At 34.7% G+C, this 14,668-nt stretch carries 16 protein-coding genes and 1 tRNA gene; 11 read left to right on the forward strand and 6 right to left on the reverse strand.

Translation table 11 applies throughout. The features are described from left to right. Positions 1 to 148 precede the first annotated feature (148 nt). Genes tsaB through tsaD form a run of 4 tightly spaced genes read left to right on the forward strand, consistent with a single transcriptional unit; the run spans position 149 to position 2,966 of the window. On the forward strand, positions 149 to 871 hold the full coding sequence (tsaB, locus tag NST49_RS06135; RefSeq protein ID WP_034537275.1) for a tRNA (adenosine(37)-N6)-threonylcarbamoyltransferase complex dimerization subunit type 1 TsaB: 723 nt from the start codon (positions 149 to 151) through the stop codon (positions 869 to 871). Further along, positions 855 to 1,424 carry a ribosomal protein S18-alanine N-acetyltransferase gene (gene rimI / locus NST49_RS06140; RefSeq protein ID WP_034537274.1) on the forward strand — a complete coding sequence of 190 codons (570 nt, stop codon included), beginning with the start codon at positions 855 to 857 and terminating at the stop codon, positions 1,422 to 1,424. Before tsaB ends, rimI (NST49_RS06140) begins: the two co-directional genes overlap by 17 nt. A gap of 11 nt (positions 1,425 to 1,435) precedes the next feature. Further along, a complete protein-coding gene (gene rimI, locus NST49_RS06145; protein ID WP_187948402.1) occupies positions 1,436 to 1,900 on the forward strand; it encodes a ribosomal protein S18-alanine N-acetyltransferase in 465 nt (154 codons plus the stop codon). A 46-nt stretch (positions 1,901 to 1,946) separates the two neighbouring features. Continuing rightward, a complete protein-coding gene (gene tsaD / locus NST49_RS06150) occupies positions 1,947 to 2,966 on the forward strand; it encodes a tRNA (adenosine(37)-N6)-threonylcarbamoyltransferase complex transferase subunit TsaD (protein ID WP_034537270.1) in 1,020 nt (339 codons plus the stop codon). 141 nt (positions 2,967 to 3,107) lie between these two features. Here tsaD and NST49_RS06155 read toward each other — a convergent pair whose 3' ends face one another. Continuing rightward, positions 3,108 to 3,650 (reverse strand): SF0329 family protein, encoded by a 543-nt coding sequence (locus tag NST49_RS06155; protein WP_023178773.1) that lies wholly within the window; start codon positions 3,648 to 3,650, stop codon positions 3,108 to 3,110. Positions 3,651 to 3,719: 69 nt separating this feature from the next. Continuing rightward, positions 3,720 to 5,666, reverse strand: coding sequence for an ABC-F family ATP-binding cassette domain-containing protein (locus NST49_RS06160; RefSeq protein WP_251165588.1), 1,947 nt, complete (start codon positions 5,664 to 5,666; stop codon positions 3,720 to 3,722). A 310-nt stretch (positions 5,667 to 5,976) separates the two neighbouring features. Here NST49_RS06160 and NST49_RS06165 point away from each other — a divergent pair, with 310 nt between their 5' ends. Continuing rightward, on the forward strand, positions 5,977 to 6,618 hold the full coding sequence (locus NST49_RS06165; protein ID WP_034537268.1) for a redox-sensing transcriptional repressor Rex: 642 nt from the start codon (positions 5,977 to 5,979) through the stop codon (positions 6,616 to 6,618). A 22-nt stretch (positions 6,619 to 6,640) separates the two neighbouring features. Here NST49_RS06165 and NST49_RS06170 read toward each other — a convergent pair whose 3' ends face one another. After that, positions 6,641 to 6,823 carry a DUF4305 domain-containing protein gene (locus NST49_RS06170; protein WP_201768294.1) on the reverse strand — a complete coding sequence of 61 codons (183 nt, stop codon included), beginning with the start codon at positions 6,821 to 6,823 and terminating at the stop codon, positions 6,641 to 6,643. A 57-nt stretch (positions 6,824 to 6,880) separates the two neighbouring features. Beyond that, entirely contained in the window at positions 6,881 to 7,534 is a 654-nt protein-coding gene (locus NST49_RS06175) for a CPBP family intramembrane glutamic endopeptidase (RefSeq protein WP_023178768.1), read from the reverse strand. Positions 7,535 to 7,889: 355 nt separating this feature from the next. Between NST49_RS06175 and groES the strand changes: the two genes are divergently transcribed. Together groES and groL are read left to right on the forward strand one after the other, a co-directional pair. Beyond that, complete coding sequence (groES, locus tag NST49_RS06180) at positions 7,890 to 8,174, forward strand: co-chaperone GroES (protein ID WP_023178766.1); 285 nt, start codon at positions 7,890 to 7,892, stop codon at positions 8,172 to 8,174. A gap of 53 nt (positions 8,175 to 8,227) precedes the next feature. Further along, positions 8,228 to 9,853: a chaperonin GroEL gene (gene groL, locus NST49_RS06185; protein ID WP_023178764.1), complete on the forward strand. Its 1,626-nt coding sequence runs from the start codon at positions 8,228 to 8,230 to the stop codon at positions 9,851 to 9,853. Between the two features lie 103 nt (positions 9,854 to 9,956). On the opposite strand, the gene NST49_RS06190 is transcribed toward groL, so the two are convergent. Continuing rightward, positions 9,957 to 10,268: a hypothetical protein gene (locus NST49_RS06190; protein ID WP_023178762.1), complete on the reverse strand. Its 312-nt coding sequence runs from the start codon at positions 10,266 to 10,268 to the stop codon at positions 9,957 to 9,959. A 1,022-nt stretch (positions 10,269 to 11,290) separates the two neighbouring features. Between NST49_RS06190 and NST49_RS06195 the strand changes: the two genes are divergently transcribed. Next, positions 11,291 to 12,202: a nuclease-related domain-containing protein gene (locus tag NST49_RS06195; RefSeq protein ID WP_034537267.1), complete on the forward strand. Its 912-nt coding sequence runs from the start codon at positions 11,291 to 11,293 to the stop codon at positions 12,200 to 12,202. A gap of 212 nt (positions 12,203 to 12,414) precedes the next feature. Then, positions 12,415 to 12,498, forward strand: a tRNA-Leu gene (locus tag NST49_RS06200). Between the two features lie 76 nt (positions 12,499 to 12,574). Here NST49_RS06200 and NST49_RS06205 read toward each other — a convergent pair. Further along, positions 12,575 to 13,498: an AEC family transporter gene (locus NST49_RS06205; protein WP_341047571.1), complete on the reverse strand. Its 924-nt coding sequence runs from the start codon at positions 13,496 to 13,498 to the stop codon at positions 12,575 to 12,577. Positions 13,499 to 13,706: 208 nt separating this feature from the next. Here NST49_RS06205 and NST49_RS06210 point away from each other — a divergent pair, with 208 nt between their 5' ends. Together NST49_RS06210 and gloA2 are read left to right on the forward strand one after the other, a co-directional pair. After that, positions 13,707 to 14,243, forward strand: a complete 537-nt coding sequence (locus tag NST49_RS06210) for a GNAT family N-acetyltransferase (RefSeq protein ID WP_341047573.1) — start codon at positions 13,707 to 13,709, stop codon at positions 14,241 to 14,243. Between the two features lie 22 nt (positions 14,244 to 14,265). Continuing rightward, entirely contained in the window at positions 14,266 to 14,646 is a 381-nt protein-coding gene (gene gloA2 / locus NST49_RS06215; protein WP_187948398.1) for an SMU1112c/YaeR family gloxylase I-like metalloprotein, read from the forward strand. Positions 14,647 to 14,668: the final 22 nt, after the last annotated feature.

Consider the following 14,668-nt stretch of genomic DNA (forward strand, 5'->3'; position numbering starts at 1 on the left):
TGGAGATAAGAATTATCTTACAAATGAAGCATAACTTTTAGAAAAATAAAAATCAACTAATACGCTTTCTTAAAGAAGGAATTTAAGTTTTTAAGAGATATGTGCTAAAATAAAGCTAGAATTAAGTTGGACAAAAAGGAGCCGTTTCATGAAAGTATTGGCAATAGATACTTCTAATCAAGCAATGAGTATTGCAGTAATAGAAGATAGTAAAATTATAGGAGAATTGACTACAAATATTAAACGAAACCATAGCGAACGATTAATGCCGGCTATTGATGAGCTAATGAATGATGTACACTGGAACCCTAGTGAGTTAGATAGAATCGTAGTGGCTAAAGGACCTGGTTCTTATACTGGTTTACGTATTGGTGTAACGATTGCCAAAACATTAGCATGGACGCTAAAAATTGAGTTGGTAGGGATCTCTAGTCTGAAGATGTTGGCTGGAAACTGTGAAATGTCTCCACACTATCTTGTGCCTTTATTCGATGCTCGACGTAAAAATATTTATACCGGTTTGTATCAATGGCAAAATGGGGAATTAATCCAAGTAGAAGCAGATACCCATATTTCAGCAGAAAAGTGGGCTGAATACTTAAGTAAAAAAGAAGGCACTTTTGAATTGATTGGAGAAGACCGTTTCTTATATAAAGACACATTTGAACACTATTTAACGAATCGGGTGTACGAAGCGCCTTTAAAAGATCATCTTCCAAAAGCTGGCGTTTTAGGTCTGTTGGGCTTACATGAAGAACCTGTAGATGCACATACATTTACGCCTGATTACTTGAAATTGGCAGAAGCGGAGGAAAATTGGCGTAAGGAGCATCCAGATCAACTGGAGGAAGCTTATGTTGAAAAAATTTAAGCAATGGTTTAGCGAAACTACCTCGTTTAGCCAAATACCTCTTAATAAGAAGCTGGCTAAGCGTGCACGATTAGAAAAAGACTTCGTTCAGTTGAGTGATGGCTCCTTTTTAACCGTGTCTATTGGATCAGAATCAGATATTTCAGGTATTTTAAAAATTGAGTCGCTTTGTTATAATGGCAAAATACCTTGGAACGAATATGCTTTACAGCATGAAATCAAAAATAACAATAGGGCTATTTATCTAATTGTCCGGCAATCAACTAAGCCTGTTGGTTTCATTGGAGCATGGCTAGTAGAAGAGGAAGCACACATTACAAATGTTGCTGTTATTCCAAATTATCAAAAACAAGGAATTGCGACTTTTATGATTACCGAGTTACAAAAAATAGCCCTGCAAGAAGGCATACAGAAAGTAAGTTTAGAAGTACGTGTTTCAAATAAAAAAGCTCAAAGCTTATACCGTACGCTGGGATTTGAAAATGGGAAAATAAAAGAGAACTACTACAGTGGTGATCGAGAAGATGCCCTGGAAATGAGTAAGTTTTTATAAGGAATGAAACAATGGAAAACCCAAAAATTGTTTTTTTATTTAAACAAAGTGCAATAGTAACTGAAAATGAATTGTTTCAATTAGCTGAAGACAGCTATGTAAACGGAAGTCCATGGTCAATTGAAATGTATAAACAGGAATTAACTGGAACTCATAATGAATACGCAATAGCCTTGTATGAGGGAGAAAAGGTTGGTTTTATTGGATACACTATGCTTTTTGATGAAGCAGAAATAACAACATTCGGTATCGTATCCGCCTATAAAAACCAAGGAATTGGTCAACTATTTTTACGATCTTTTATTGATTACTTGAAAGAAAACGAAATCAAGACAGTGTTTTTAGAAGTTCGAGAGCAGAATAAGTCTGCAATTGTTGTATACAAAAAAATCGGTTTTGAAACGATTGCTACACGTAAAAATTATTACCATGATCCGATAGAAAATGCCTTAATCATGCAACTAAGTATAAAATAGTTAAAAATTGTCTTGTTAAAGAGTCTATTAAAGAAAGAGTGAAAGTATGTCTATAGAAAGAAATTTAATTTTAGCGATTGAATCAAGTTGTGATGAAACAAGTGTAGCAGTGGTTGAAGACGGGACAATCGTTCATTCCAATATTGTTGCTTCACAAATAAAAAGCCATATGCGTTTTGGCGGAGTCGTGCCTGAAATTGCTAGTCGTCATCACGTAGAACAAATCACACAATGTATCGAAGAAGCTTTAACAGAAGCAGTGGTGGGTTATGAAGACCTTTCAGCAGTTGCTGTTACGCAAGGACCTGGTTTAGTAGGAGCTCTCTTAATCGGAGTAAACGCAGCTAAAGCTGTTGCCTATGCGCATCATTTGCCATTGATTGCAGTAAATCATATGGCAGGACACATCTATGCAAATCGCTTAATAAAACCACTTATTTTCCCACTTTTAGCTCTTGTAGTTAGTGGAGGACACACTGAGTTGGTTTATATGAAAGAAGATGGAGACTACACGATTATTGGTGAAACCAGAGACGATGCAGCAGGAGAAGCCTACGATAAAATTGGTCGAGTACTGGGACTGCCTTATCCCGGCGGAAAGAAAATTGATGAAATGGCACATTTGGGAGAAGACACGTATCATTTTCCAAGAGCTATGTTAAAAGAAGATAACTATGATTTTAGTTTTAGCGGCTTAAAAAGCTCTTTTATCAATACAGTTCATAATGCGAACCAAAAAGGCGAACCACTAAACAACATTAACTTAGCAGCTAGTTTTCAAGCAAGCGTGATTGAAGTTTTGGTTTCAAAAACACTTAGAGCTGCTAAGGAATACGATGTAAAACAATTGCTTTTAGCAGGAGGAGTAGCTGCGAATAAAGGCTTACGTGATGCTCTTACTAAGTCGATGGCTGAAGAATTGCCAAATGTAGAATTAGCTATTCCACCGCTATCATTGTGTGGGGATAATGCAGCTATGATCGGAGCGGCAGCATATGTCCACTATCAACAAGATCAGTTCACGGATTACGCATTAAATGCTAAACCAGGATTGACATTCAATTAAAAGAAATAATTAGACCATACAAAACTGCATAGAAAAAAACTCATTCTCAATTTTTTCGGAGAATGAGTTTTTTAGATTCTGTAAAAAACAATGGTGACAGTATGCAAAAAATGAGGTCCTAGTACTTGGGAAAATTTATGTCTATTGATCTGCATTGTGTATCGTTATATGTTCTGCAGCACAACGTAGTTTATAAAAATCGTAAACCAATGGATGTTCTTCTAAAATAGATTCTTGCATGTTGCGTAAAGTTCTTTTACCTACTCTGCGATCTAACATACATAATATTTTTGTTAATATATCCTTCGACTTTAGAGAACGTTCAATTGGCGAATTGAAATAATCTTCTAGAACAGAAAAGAAATCAAATTGTGCATAGATGCCTTCCTTTTTTTGTTGTTCGTATGCGTCTGTCTGGTAGGTTTGGTTCTTAAAAACATCAACAACATTAAAATCATTCAATTGAGTGCGAATAGCCATTTCTTTATAATAGGCTTCTCTTTCAGCAGTTAAGGTGCACATAGTTAACATTTCTACTTTATCAACAGTTAGGACAGCTCTGCCTAACTGGTCATGTGCTTTTCGATAATTAATAACTTGAAAATCTATTCTATTATGCAAAGAATCACACACAAAACTCATTAAATGCTTCTTAGCTTTACTCCACTTTGGATGATAAGACACTAAACTGCCTCCCGCATAATTTGGTAGAATTAATTTTTTATTTAAACGTTTAGCTTATTTTTATTTGGCTTATTGCATTTCTTCTAACTGTAAACTTTTTTCTTCCCATTCACTGACTAAGTTATCCAATCGTTCTTGAGCACCAGTAATTTCTTCATTTAGTTCTTGCACATGTACATGATCTCCGAATACTTCTGGGTCGATCAATTGAGTTTCGCACTGAGTAATGATTGTTTCAACTTCTTCCATTTCTTTTTCAATGACCTCGATACGACGTGTTAATTGACGCAACAACTTTTGTTCTTCTTTATTGATTTCACGAGATGCTTTGACTGTTGGAACAGATTCATCTTTTGTTTTTTCAGCTGATTCCGTCTCAGCAAGCAAACGCAACTCTTCTTGTTCAGCTTTCTTTTCAAGGTAATAATCATAATCACCTAAATAAAGTGTGCTTCCTTCTTCAGAGAGCTCAATGATCGTCGTTGCAATGCGGTTAATAAAGTAACGGTCATGTGAAACAAATAAAAGAGTTCCATCAAAATCAATTAGTGCATTTTCTAAAACTTCTTTACTGTCAATGTCTAAATGGTTTGTCGGTTCATCTAACATTAAGAAATTATTTTTGTTCATAGCTAATTTAGCTAAAGCCAAACGTGCTTTTTCTCCACCACTCAAGGAAGATACTGATTTCTCTACGTCTTCTCCAGAGAATAAGAAACTGCCAAGTATTGAACGAATATCTTTTTCAGGCGTTGTAGGGTGCTCATCCCAAAGTTCTGCCAAAACAGATTTAGTTGAATTTAAGTCGGATTGTTCTTGATCATAGTAGCCCAATGAAACATTTGTACCCAAATGCTTTTCGCCCTGGATCAAAGGAAGTTGATCGATAAGTGATTTTAGCAATGTTGATTTTCCGATTCCGTTTGGTCCGACTAAAGCAATCGAGTCGTATTTTCGAACATCTAATTCAACAGGGCGAGATAGAATGGTTCCATCGTACCCAATCGCACCATTGGATAAAGTTAAAACAACATTGCCACTTTCTTTTTCAGTTTTAAATGAAAAACGAGCAGACTTTTCATCGCCTTGAGGTTTATCGATACGGTCCATTTTTTCTAATTGTTTGCGCCTGCTTTGAGCACGTTTAGTAGTTGACGCACGGACTAAATTACGATTGACGAAATCTTCTAACTTAGCAATTTCGCCTTGTTGTTTCTCAAATTCTTTCCATTCTTGTTCAAGACGAGTGGCTTTTAAATCTAAATATTTTGAATAATTACCTTTATAATGAGTAATCTTTTGACGACTGATCTCATAAACTTCATTCACTACTTTATCTAAAAAGTAGCGGTCATGAGAAACAATCAGCAAGGCACCAGTATACGATTGCAAATAGGTTTCCAGCCAGCTAAGAGTTTCAATATCTAAATGGTTTGTAGGCTCATCAAGAATCAATAAGTCTTTTTTTTCTAATAATAATTTTGCTAATGCTAAGCGTGTTTTTTGTCCACCAGAAAGCTGACTGATCTGTTTAGTATAATCTTCTTCGTAAAAACGAAAACCATGCAGCACAGAACGAATCTCAGATTGATAACCAAACCCATTTTCCTCACGAAAACGATGTTGGATGTGGTCATAGCGATTTAAAGTTGCTGTATAAAGTTCTTCATCAGATAACAAATCAGGGTCACCAAGTTGCTGTTCGATCGAACGCATATCTTTTTCTAGTTGAATGACCAATTCAAAAACGGTCAACATTTCATCCCAAATCGTTCTTTCAGAAGCTAGACCGGTATTTTGTGCTAAGTAGCCAATACTGACTTGCTTTCCTTTGACGATTTTTCCAGCATCCGGTTGTTCAATATCCGCGATCATTTTTAAAAGAGTAGATTTACCTGTACCATTTCTTCCAACTAAGGCAATCCGCGAATGTTCTTGTACTTCTAAATAAATATTTTCAAACAACACATCTGCTCCAAAATAGCGGGCAACGTGTTGTGCTTGTAATAGAATCATAGTCTTGGTCCTCATTTCATCATTCTCATTAGTAGTTTATCATAGATTTGGGCTGAGTGAAATTACAAACCCAAAAAAGCTAACTTTTTAGAAGTGGCTTCACAAGCATTATTGTGAATTTTAACACTAATGTTAAATAGAGATTGGAATGAATGACAAAAATTAATACTAGTAATATACAAAAAAAATGATATAATAAGAACGTTCACTAAAAAAAGATTGTGAAGTAAAATATAAAATGATTTGCTTGTGAATTGAACTAGCAAAAAAATTGGAGAAATTAGACTAAAGACTGATGGAGGATAAAAGAATGGTAGAAAAGAAAATACCCAATGCAACGGCTAGGCGATTGCCGATTTATTATCGCTATTTGCGATTCTTACATGATTCCGGAAAAGTACGTGTTTCTTCAACTGAATTGAGTGAGGCTATTAAAGTTGATAGTGCTACAATTCGAAGAGACTTTTCTTATTTTGGAGCCTTAGGCAAAAGAGGATACGGATATGATGTTGAGGATCTAATGAACTTCTTCAGTAAGACACTTAAACAAGATAGATTGACAAATGTAGCTTTAATTGGAGTAGGGAATTTAGGACATGCTTTATTGAATTATAACTTCCATCAAAGCAACAACATGCGAATCAGTGCAGCTTTTGATATCGATCAAGAAATCGTTGGCACTATTTTAAGTGGTGTTCCTATTTATCACATGGACGACATGGTTGAACAACTTAAAGTGCAACAAATTGAAATTGTTATTATTACCATTCCATCATCTGTAGCACAAGCAACGGCTGATCGATTAGTAGAAGCAAATGTAAAAGGTATTTTAAATTTCACCCCATACAGAATTTCTGTACCGGATGATGTAAGAGTCCAAAACGTTGATTTAACAAATGAATTGCAAACATTGATTTATTTCTTAGATCATTACAAACCTACAAAAGATTAAAAAAAAGGAAACAAACCGTTTTTTATGGTTTGTTTCCTTTTTTGATTTTGAAATAAATTTCGAGTATTTTTGAAGCTCTAACAAAATAACTAGTAGAAAACAATACATAAAGGATAGAGAAAAATGTCCAGCCAGAATTGCCTACTGAATCAATAGCAAACCAGATGAATATTCCAGACATCAAGTAAGTAAAAATGATTTGCATTATAAAATTACGTTTATTTATCAAATGAAAAATTCCTTTCTAACATATAGTAATCCCTCATATGAAGTTTACTAACATAACTAATGTGTTCATAGCAATATGAGTAATCATTGGTGCAGCAATATTTTTAGTTTTACTATAGAGAAAACTGAAAACAAAAGCCATACTAGAATAAAGTAAAATATGTCCATCAAGATGCATAAAAGCAAAGAGTAATGCACTGATTACTGCAGCGCCTATAGGCCCTGTAAGATCATATAAGAAACCAAAAATAACTTTTCTAAAAACAAATTCTTCCATGATTGGTCCTAATATAGAAACAATGATAAGATAAATCGGATACTTATCGACGATCAAAAGAATGCTTTGAGTATTCTCCGATGCTATTGGAAGTCCCAATACTACTATTTCAATAAGATTTGCGAGATACTGAACCAAAAGGACTAAGGGTATTCCAATAATTCCCCAATAGATCACTTTTTTTCTAGGCACAGAGGGAGCTAAAGTCAACGAATTTCGAATGGTTGACTTTCGATTAAGCAGTAGCATAGCAATTGCTCCAATAAAAAAGCTGAAAATTGTTCCATAAATAGCTGCTTCTGTTTGTAAACTTTTTGGAGCTAGCGCAAGAATCACTGCCGGTAAGAATTGAGCAATTAAGTAAAATACGATCATTAAAACAGATGTGTGACGAGTAAGTTTCTTCAACATGACTAAGACCTTCTTTTTTTCGAGATGAACTGTCGTTTCCACAGTTTGGTAAATTGGTTTAATACAACGAATAAAAGCCTCTAAAAGTAAGAAGAGGAAACTTTATTCTATATAATACTAAATAATACTAAAAATACTTCGTTTTTCAGTATACCATAAAATGTTGGCAAATGAATACAACAGATAATATGAGCTAGTTTATATTTTAATGGAAAAGAGCTCATTTAAAAAGGAGAAAGAATTGAGATAAAAATTCTTGCATTCTTTTCTATATTTGTTATTATTAAGAAGTGGTTTAGCACTTGGTCTGTTTGAGTGCTAAAATCGAAGAAATAATTTAGATGGAGGGATTTACGTGTTAAAACCATTAGGAGATCGTGTCATTATTGAAGTTGCTAAGGAAGAGGAAAAAACAATCAGCGGGATTGTTTTACCAGGTTCAGCTCAAGAAAAACCTCAAACAGGTTCTGTTATTGCTGTTGGGGAAGGTCGTATTTTAGAAAACGGCTCAAGAGTAGCATTGTCAGTTAACGTTGGCGATACTGTGTTATTTGAAAAATATACTGGAACAGAAGTGAAATATGACGGTAAAGAATATTTAGTGGTAAAAGAGCACGATATCGTTGCAGTCATCGATTAAATAAAACTAAAGCAAAACTACTGAACAAACTAAATTAATGAGGTGAAGGAAAAATGGCAAAAGATATTAAATTTTCTGAAGACGCACGTGCATCAATGTTACGTGGAGTAGATATTTTAGCAGATATTGTTAAAGTAACATTAGGACCCAAAGGAAGAAATGTTGTTTTAGAAAAATCTTTCGGTTCACCACTTATTACAAATGATGGTGTTACAATTGCTAAAGAAATTGAATTAGAAGATCATTTTGAAAATATGGGAGCACAACTTGTTTCAGAAGTTGCCTCTAAAACAAATGATATTGCTGGAGACGGTACAACAACAGCAACTGTTTTAACACAAGCTATTGTTCGCGAAGGATTAAAAAATGTAACTGCTGGAGCTAACCCTGTTGGTATTCGACGCGGGATTGAAATGGCGACAAAAGTGGCTGTTGAAGAATTGCTTGCTATCTCTAAAAAAGTAGATTCAAAAGAATCAATTGCGCAAATTGCTGCTATTTCTTCAGGCAACAATGAAACAGGAGAATTGGTTGCTGAAGCAATGGAACGCGTTGGAACAGATGGCGTTATTACAATTGAAGAATCTAAAGGAATTGAAACAGAATTAGGCGTTGTTGAAGGTATGCAATTTGATCGTGGTTACTTATCTCAATACATGGTAACAGACAACGATAAAATGGAAGCTAACTTAGAAAATCCATACATTTTAATTACGGATAAAAAAATCTCTAATATTCAAGAAATCCTTCCATTATTAGAACAAATTTTACAACAAGGACGTCCATTGTTGATTATTGCTGATGATGTGGATGGAGAAGCTCTTCCTACATTAGTATTAAACAAATTACGTGGAACATTCAATGTTGTTGCTGTTAAAGCTCCAGGATTTGGAGATCGTCGTAAAGCTATGCTTGAAGATATTGCTATCTTAACTGGCGGAACAGTTATTACTGAAGATTTAGGTCTAGAATTGAAAGATACAGCTATTGACCAATTAGGGCATGCAAGCAAAGTTGTTGTAACAAAAGATGCAACAACAATTGTTGAAGGTGCCGGTTCTGCTGAATCTATTTCACACCGTGTATCTTTATTGAAAGCTCAAGCAGCTGAAACAACTTCTGAATTTGATAAAGAAAAATTACAAGAACGTTTAGCTAAACTTTCTGGCGGTGTTGCCGTTATCAAAGTTGGAGCTGCTACTGAAACAGAATTAAAAGAACGAAAATTACGTATTGAAGATGCTCTAAATGCAGCTCGTGCAGCTGTTGAAGAAGGAATCGTTTCCGGTGGTGGAACAGCGTTGATCAATGTTCAACGTAAAGTTTCTGAAATCGAAGCAACTGGCGATGAAGCAACAGGTGTGAAAATCGTGATCCGTGCTCTTGAAGAACCTGTTCGTCAAATCGTAACAAATGCTGGACTTGAAGGTTCTGTTATTGTTGAAAAATTAAAAAGCGTTGATTTAGGCGTAGGATATAACGCGGCTACTGATGAATGGGTAAATATGATCGAAGCTGGAATCATTGACCCAACTAAAGTAACACGTTCTGCTTTACAAAATGCAGCAAGTGTTGCAGCTCTATTGTTAACAACTGAAGCTGTTGTTGCAGACCAACCAAAACCAGATGCTCCAATGGGCGGAATGGGAATGGATCCAGGCATGGGCGGCATGATGTAAATCATTAAACCTGACAAGTAAAAAAGACGTACATTAAAGGAATCCTTTAGTGTACGTCTTTTTTTATAGAATAAAAAAACAGCAGTGTAAGAGGGCTGTACTTTTATTCGAATTCTAAATCTGTCATCATTTCATCTAAGTTTTCAATGGCATCATTCTTTTCAAAAAATTCGACCCATTCTTGATAAGGGTCAGAAGATTTAGCTTTGATCGTGATTTTGAATTTGTCATAAATACTTCTAGCCATATCTGTCCACATACGGTCGACAGCACGTTCTAATTTTGCTTCATTCCACCTTTTTGCAGGTTGTCTTCTGGCGTTTCTTCGTATTTGGTCATCCATAGCTTTTTCAAAAAAGATTCTTTTGCTTCCTAAATTAGCATCTAGATATTCTTCGAACTCTTTAAAAGTCAAATTTATCACCTTTCTACAACTCGTTTTTTAAATCTGTCTACCTAATTCTGTCAATAAATCAAAGAAGCTAATTATAAAATGAATTTATTAAGTTTAATTTCTTCAAACCTTTATAACGTTCTTAAAAGGGATAGTAGGTATCTTTAATCATACCATAAAGCATAAAGCAATAGAAAGGTAACGGAGTTAAAAAAAGATGTTTTTAAATGAGCTAACAATTCGACAAAAGTTCCAGAAATTGATGGGTTTTTCGCATAATGATTTTTAGAGGAGATTTTGTTCTGGAAAATGGTTAAGAATCTGAAGTAGAGCGTGTATAGAGAAGAAATGAGCGACCAAATGTATTGAAAATGTCAGATAGAAGGGTTATAGAGGAGAAAGATTCCTTAAAAGTACTTAAGAATCTGAAGTAGAGCGTGTATAGAGAAGAAATGAGCGACCAAATGTGTTAAGAATGTCGGATAGAAGGGGTATAGAGTAGAAAGCTTCTCAAAAAATGGTTAAGAATCTGAACTAGAGCGTGTATAGAGAAGAAATGAGCGACCAAATGTGCTAAGAATGTCGGATAGAAGGGGTATAGAGTAGAAAGCTTCTCAAAAAATAGTTAAGAATCTGAAGTAGAGCAGGTATAGAGAAGAATTAAGCGACTAAATGTGCTAAGAATGTCGAATAGAAGGGTTATAGAGTAGAAAGCTTCTCAAAAAATGGTTAAGAATCTGAAGTAAAGCAGGTATAGAGAAGAATTGTGCGACCAAATGTGCTAAGAATGTCGAATAGAAGGGTTATAGAGTAGAAAGTTTCTCAAAAATTAATTAAGAATCTGAAGTAGAGGACTGTTACCTTTTAATAGCCTCAAAAGTTAGTATTAATTCTTAAGTAGATGGTTTTTAATCGGAAAATTTTCGAGGTCGAAAAGTTCTCTATCTTAAAATTCCTTATGGTGGATAAAAATAAGCAGAACCTCCTTGTTTCTACGTACTCTAAGTTATAGAGAAGATTTGCAAAAGCGAGGAGTGCAGGTAATGGCATATAAAGAAAGAGAAAAATCGTCTAGTTTATTAATAATGGAATCTTTAATGAATCGCTCGAATCTGTCGAAAGATGAGCGCAATCGTTATGCTTATTTGGTAAAAGGTTTGGAAGGAGAACAAATCTTAGATCGAAGGACGGAAATGCTTGAATGCGATTGTCTTGTATTGAATGATTTACTATTGAAAATAAATGGAACAGTAGTTCAAATCGACTCTTTACTAATTACAGCAAATGGTATTTGCATATATGAAGTGAAAAATTATGAAGGCAAATATTTTTATGAAGCGGAAAAACTATATAAATTGTTGACTAAGAGAGAAGTTATGAGTCCGTTGATCCAAATAAATCGTAGTCAGACTTTGCTTCGTCAATTGGTGGAGCAATTGGGATTTAATGTTTCAGTTAATGCTTTTGTTGTGTTTGTAAACCAACAGTTCACCTTATATCAAGCTCCGCCTCAAGAAGAGTTGTTGCTTCCAACTTTGTTAAATGAACATTTTGCAAGAATTAACGGTATCTCAGCTCGGCTGACCAAAAATCATCGGCGTATTGCTGAAGAGTTGAAGTCATTACATATGGAGAGTTCAATTTTCACTGATATCCCAAATTATGAAAGTGAAAAATTAAAAAGGGGAATAACATGTTCTCAATGTGGCGTATTTATGGATGATTTCACTAGAAGTTGGACCTGTACTTGTAAATGTTGCGGTCACGAGGAACTAATATCGGGGATCGTTATTCGTCATGCTGAAGAGTATAAGAGGTTATTTCCAGATCAAAAAATAACCACATCTGTGATCTGCAAATGGTGTGGCAATAAGCTGTCTGCTAAGAGAATTTGGAACATACTTCATCACTATTACCAATCTAAAGGAAAAGGTAGATGGACATATTTTGAGTGAGTAATCAAAGCTATAAAAGTTTATTAATAGAAAAATTTGACTTAGAAAGAGTAAAAAAGAATTTCTTGCAAAAAAGGTACAAAGTTACTTTTTAATTATCTAGTCATCCGTCTAGACAGGATAGTTATTAGTGGCGATTCTTTTGAGAATAGATAATGTATCATCTTTACAATCTTCAAAAACGTTGCTATAATAATCTTTGTTATGAATAAGCGGCCGTGGCGGAATGGTAGACGCGTTAGCTTGAGGGGCTAGTGGGAGGTTCTCCCGTGGAAGTTCGAATCTTCTCGGCCGCATACGTACAGTACATAGTAAAAAGAAGTAACTCTGAGAAGAAATTCTCAAGTGTTACTTCTTTTTTAAGTTGGTTCGTTAATTCATTGAGAAAGCAAATTCAGCAATACTTAAAACTAACGGCATACTAATAAGTGAAAGTAAAGTTGATAGGACCACTAAGCGAGCGCCGTATTCATAGTCTCCACCATAAAGCTGTGAGAACAAAGCTGTATTGACAGCGATAGGTGCAGAAGTCGCAATCGCTAATACAAAAAAGACTAAGTAGTTATCTAAAGGCAAAAGCCATAATATAGCGATACTGATAAGCGGAGATAAGATTAAAGCTAAAAAGGTGGTCCAATAAGCTCGTCGATGAGTAAAAACATCTGCTAATTTTGATTCTGCTACATAACTGCCTAATAAAATCATAGCTAAAGGTGTATTTAAATCAGAAATAGTATAGAGCGAGTCGCTCAGAATAGTAGGCAATTCGATTTGTAACAAATAAAAAATCAATCCAATCAGTGAGCCTAAAGAGGCCGGGTTCAAAAAGGAATTTCTTGGAGTAATCAACGATTTATCACCAGAAATGATGTAAATGCCATAAGTCCGTTGTAAAATATTCGTCACTGTACTATAAGCGGATACAAAGAAAACTCCTTCGAAACCAAGAACAGCTTGGACTAATGGAATCCCAATAAATCCTGCATTGGTAAATGTTGTTGCATAACGGTCGGTTCGAGAAGCGTTACGTAAGAAAAAGTAATTAACTATGATACGTGCAGCCATCAATAAAATCGCAATTCCAACAGTCGCTAAAAACCACTTGAATTGAGTAGACTGATAAGGTTGCTGAAATGACATAAATAGAAGTACAGGAGTGATAAAGTTTGCTAACATATTAGCAATTTGTTTAGTGCCAGATGGATTTAAAACATTTCTTTTTACAAGGATATACCCAAAAAAGATCAGGACGAACATGCTACCTAATTGTTGCAAAATAATACTGCTAATAGACAATTGACTTGTATCCCTCCTTATAAAAATAGACTATAAGAAGTATACCGTAAATGATCCTAAAGCAGCAAAAAAATGTTTTTGATTTAAAGCAGTAAGCTCGTGACAAATCAATGATTTAATGCTAGTTTAAATAAGCCAAGAAAATATAGCTGAAAAAGGGTAAAATAGCTAGATGCTTTATTGGGAATTTGAATAGAGGAGCAAAAGTATGAAACATGAAGAGATTGAAGAGCAGTCAACTGTTGAAGAGGTTCGAATTGAAATGGCTACACCTGAAGATGTGGATGAAATTGTGGCTATTTGTACACAAGGGTATGCTTGCACGGCTGCGGCTGTAAAAGATCAGCAAAAAGTACAAGAAAAGGTTGAAGAATATTACAATCCTCAAAGAATCCTTAGTGAAATTGAAGAAGTATCGGCTAAATGGAGCGGTTGGATCGTTGCTCGATTAGATAAAAAAATTATTGGAGTAATTGGTGGAGGAATTGTAGACTCAAAAGTAGGGAAAGTTTTTATGTTGTATGTCGATGACAGCTATATAAGAAAAGGAATTGGTACACGTTTGGTCAATCATTTGACTCAAATGCAGCAATTGTTAGGAAACAGTACTCAATTGGTCAGTTTCTTTAAATCGAATAAAGAGAATTATGCATTTTACAAAGCGTTGGGATTCACTTATCTTCAAGATATCATTGATAATGAAAATCCAGACTTTACTAGTATTGAAATGATTCGAGATATCTAAAAAGAGTTGGAGGAATTACTTTATGAACATTAAAAAAATTCATCACGTAGCTATTATTGCATCTGACTATCAAAAATCCAAACAATTTTATGCGGAAGTATTAGGCTTAGAAATTATACGCGAAAATTATCGTTCAGAAAGAGATTCTTATAAGTTAGATTTAAAATTAGGAGATAGTGAAATTGAATTGTTTTCTTTTCCTGAACCATCAAAACGACCAACACAACCAGAAGCGGTTGGTTTAAGGCACTTATGTTTTTATGTAGACAATTTTGATGAAACGATTCAAGAGTTAAACCAAAAAGGAATCGAAACAGAGCCAGTACGAGTAGATGAATACACAGGCGGGCGATTCACTTTTTTTAGAGATCCAGATGATTTACCGTTAGAATTACATGAATAACTTATGGTTTGAACTCTTACTG

Origin of the sequence: Carnobacterium sp. FSL W8-0810 (assembly GCF_038007125.1) — a bacterium.
Taxonomy (GTDB): Bacteria; Bacillota; Bacilli; order Lactobacillales; family Carnobacteriaceae; genus Carnobacterium_B; species Carnobacterium_B inhibens.

Excerpts from the sequence above, each read along its gene's own strand:
- NST49_RS06195 (WP_034537267.1), top strand. The coding sequence starts at position 11,291 with ATGGCATATAAAGAAAGAGAAAAATCGTCTAGTTTATTAATAATGGAA.
- rimI (WP_187948402.1), top strand. The coding sequence starts at position 1,436 with ATGGAAAACCCAAAAATTGTTTTTTTATTTAAACAAAGTGCAATAGTA.
- NST49_RS06160 (WP_251165588.1), bottom strand. The coding sequence starts at position 5,666 with ATGATTCTATTACAAGCACAACACGTTGCCCGCTATTTTGGAGCAGAT.
- gloA2 (WP_187948398.1), top strand. The coding sequence starts at position 14,266 with ATGAACATTAAAAAAATTCATCACGTAGCTATTATTGCATCTGACTAT.
- NST49_RS06175 (WP_023178768.1), bottom strand. The coding sequence starts at position 7,534 with ATGTTGAAGAAACTTACTCGTCACACATCTGTTTTAATGATCGTATTT.
- tsaB (WP_034537275.1), top strand. The coding sequence starts at position 149 with ATGAAAGTATTGGCAATAGATACTTCTAATCAAGCAATGAGTATTGCA.
- tsaD (WP_034537270.1), top strand. The coding sequence starts at position 1,947 with ATGTCTATAGAAAGAAATTTAATTTTAGCGATTGAATCAAGTTGTGAT.
- rimI (WP_034537274.1), top strand. The coding sequence starts at position 855 with ATGTTGAAAAAATTTAAGCAATGGTTTAGCGAAACTACCTCGTTTAGC.
- groL (WP_023178764.1), top strand. The coding sequence starts at position 8,228 with ATGGCAAAAGATATTAAATTTTCTGAAGACGCACGTGCATCAATGTTA.
- NST49_RS06170 (WP_201768294.1), bottom strand. The coding sequence starts at position 6,823 with ATGCAAATCATTTTTACTTACTTGATGTCTGGAATATTCATCTGGTTT.
- NST49_RS06165 (WP_034537268.1), top strand. The coding sequence starts at position 5,977 with ATGGTAGAAAAGAAAATACCCAATGCAACGGCTAGGCGATTGCCGATT.
- NST49_RS06210 (WP_341047573.1), top strand. The coding sequence starts at position 13,707 with ATGAAACATGAAGAGATTGAAGAGCAGTCAACTGTTGAAGAGGTTCGA.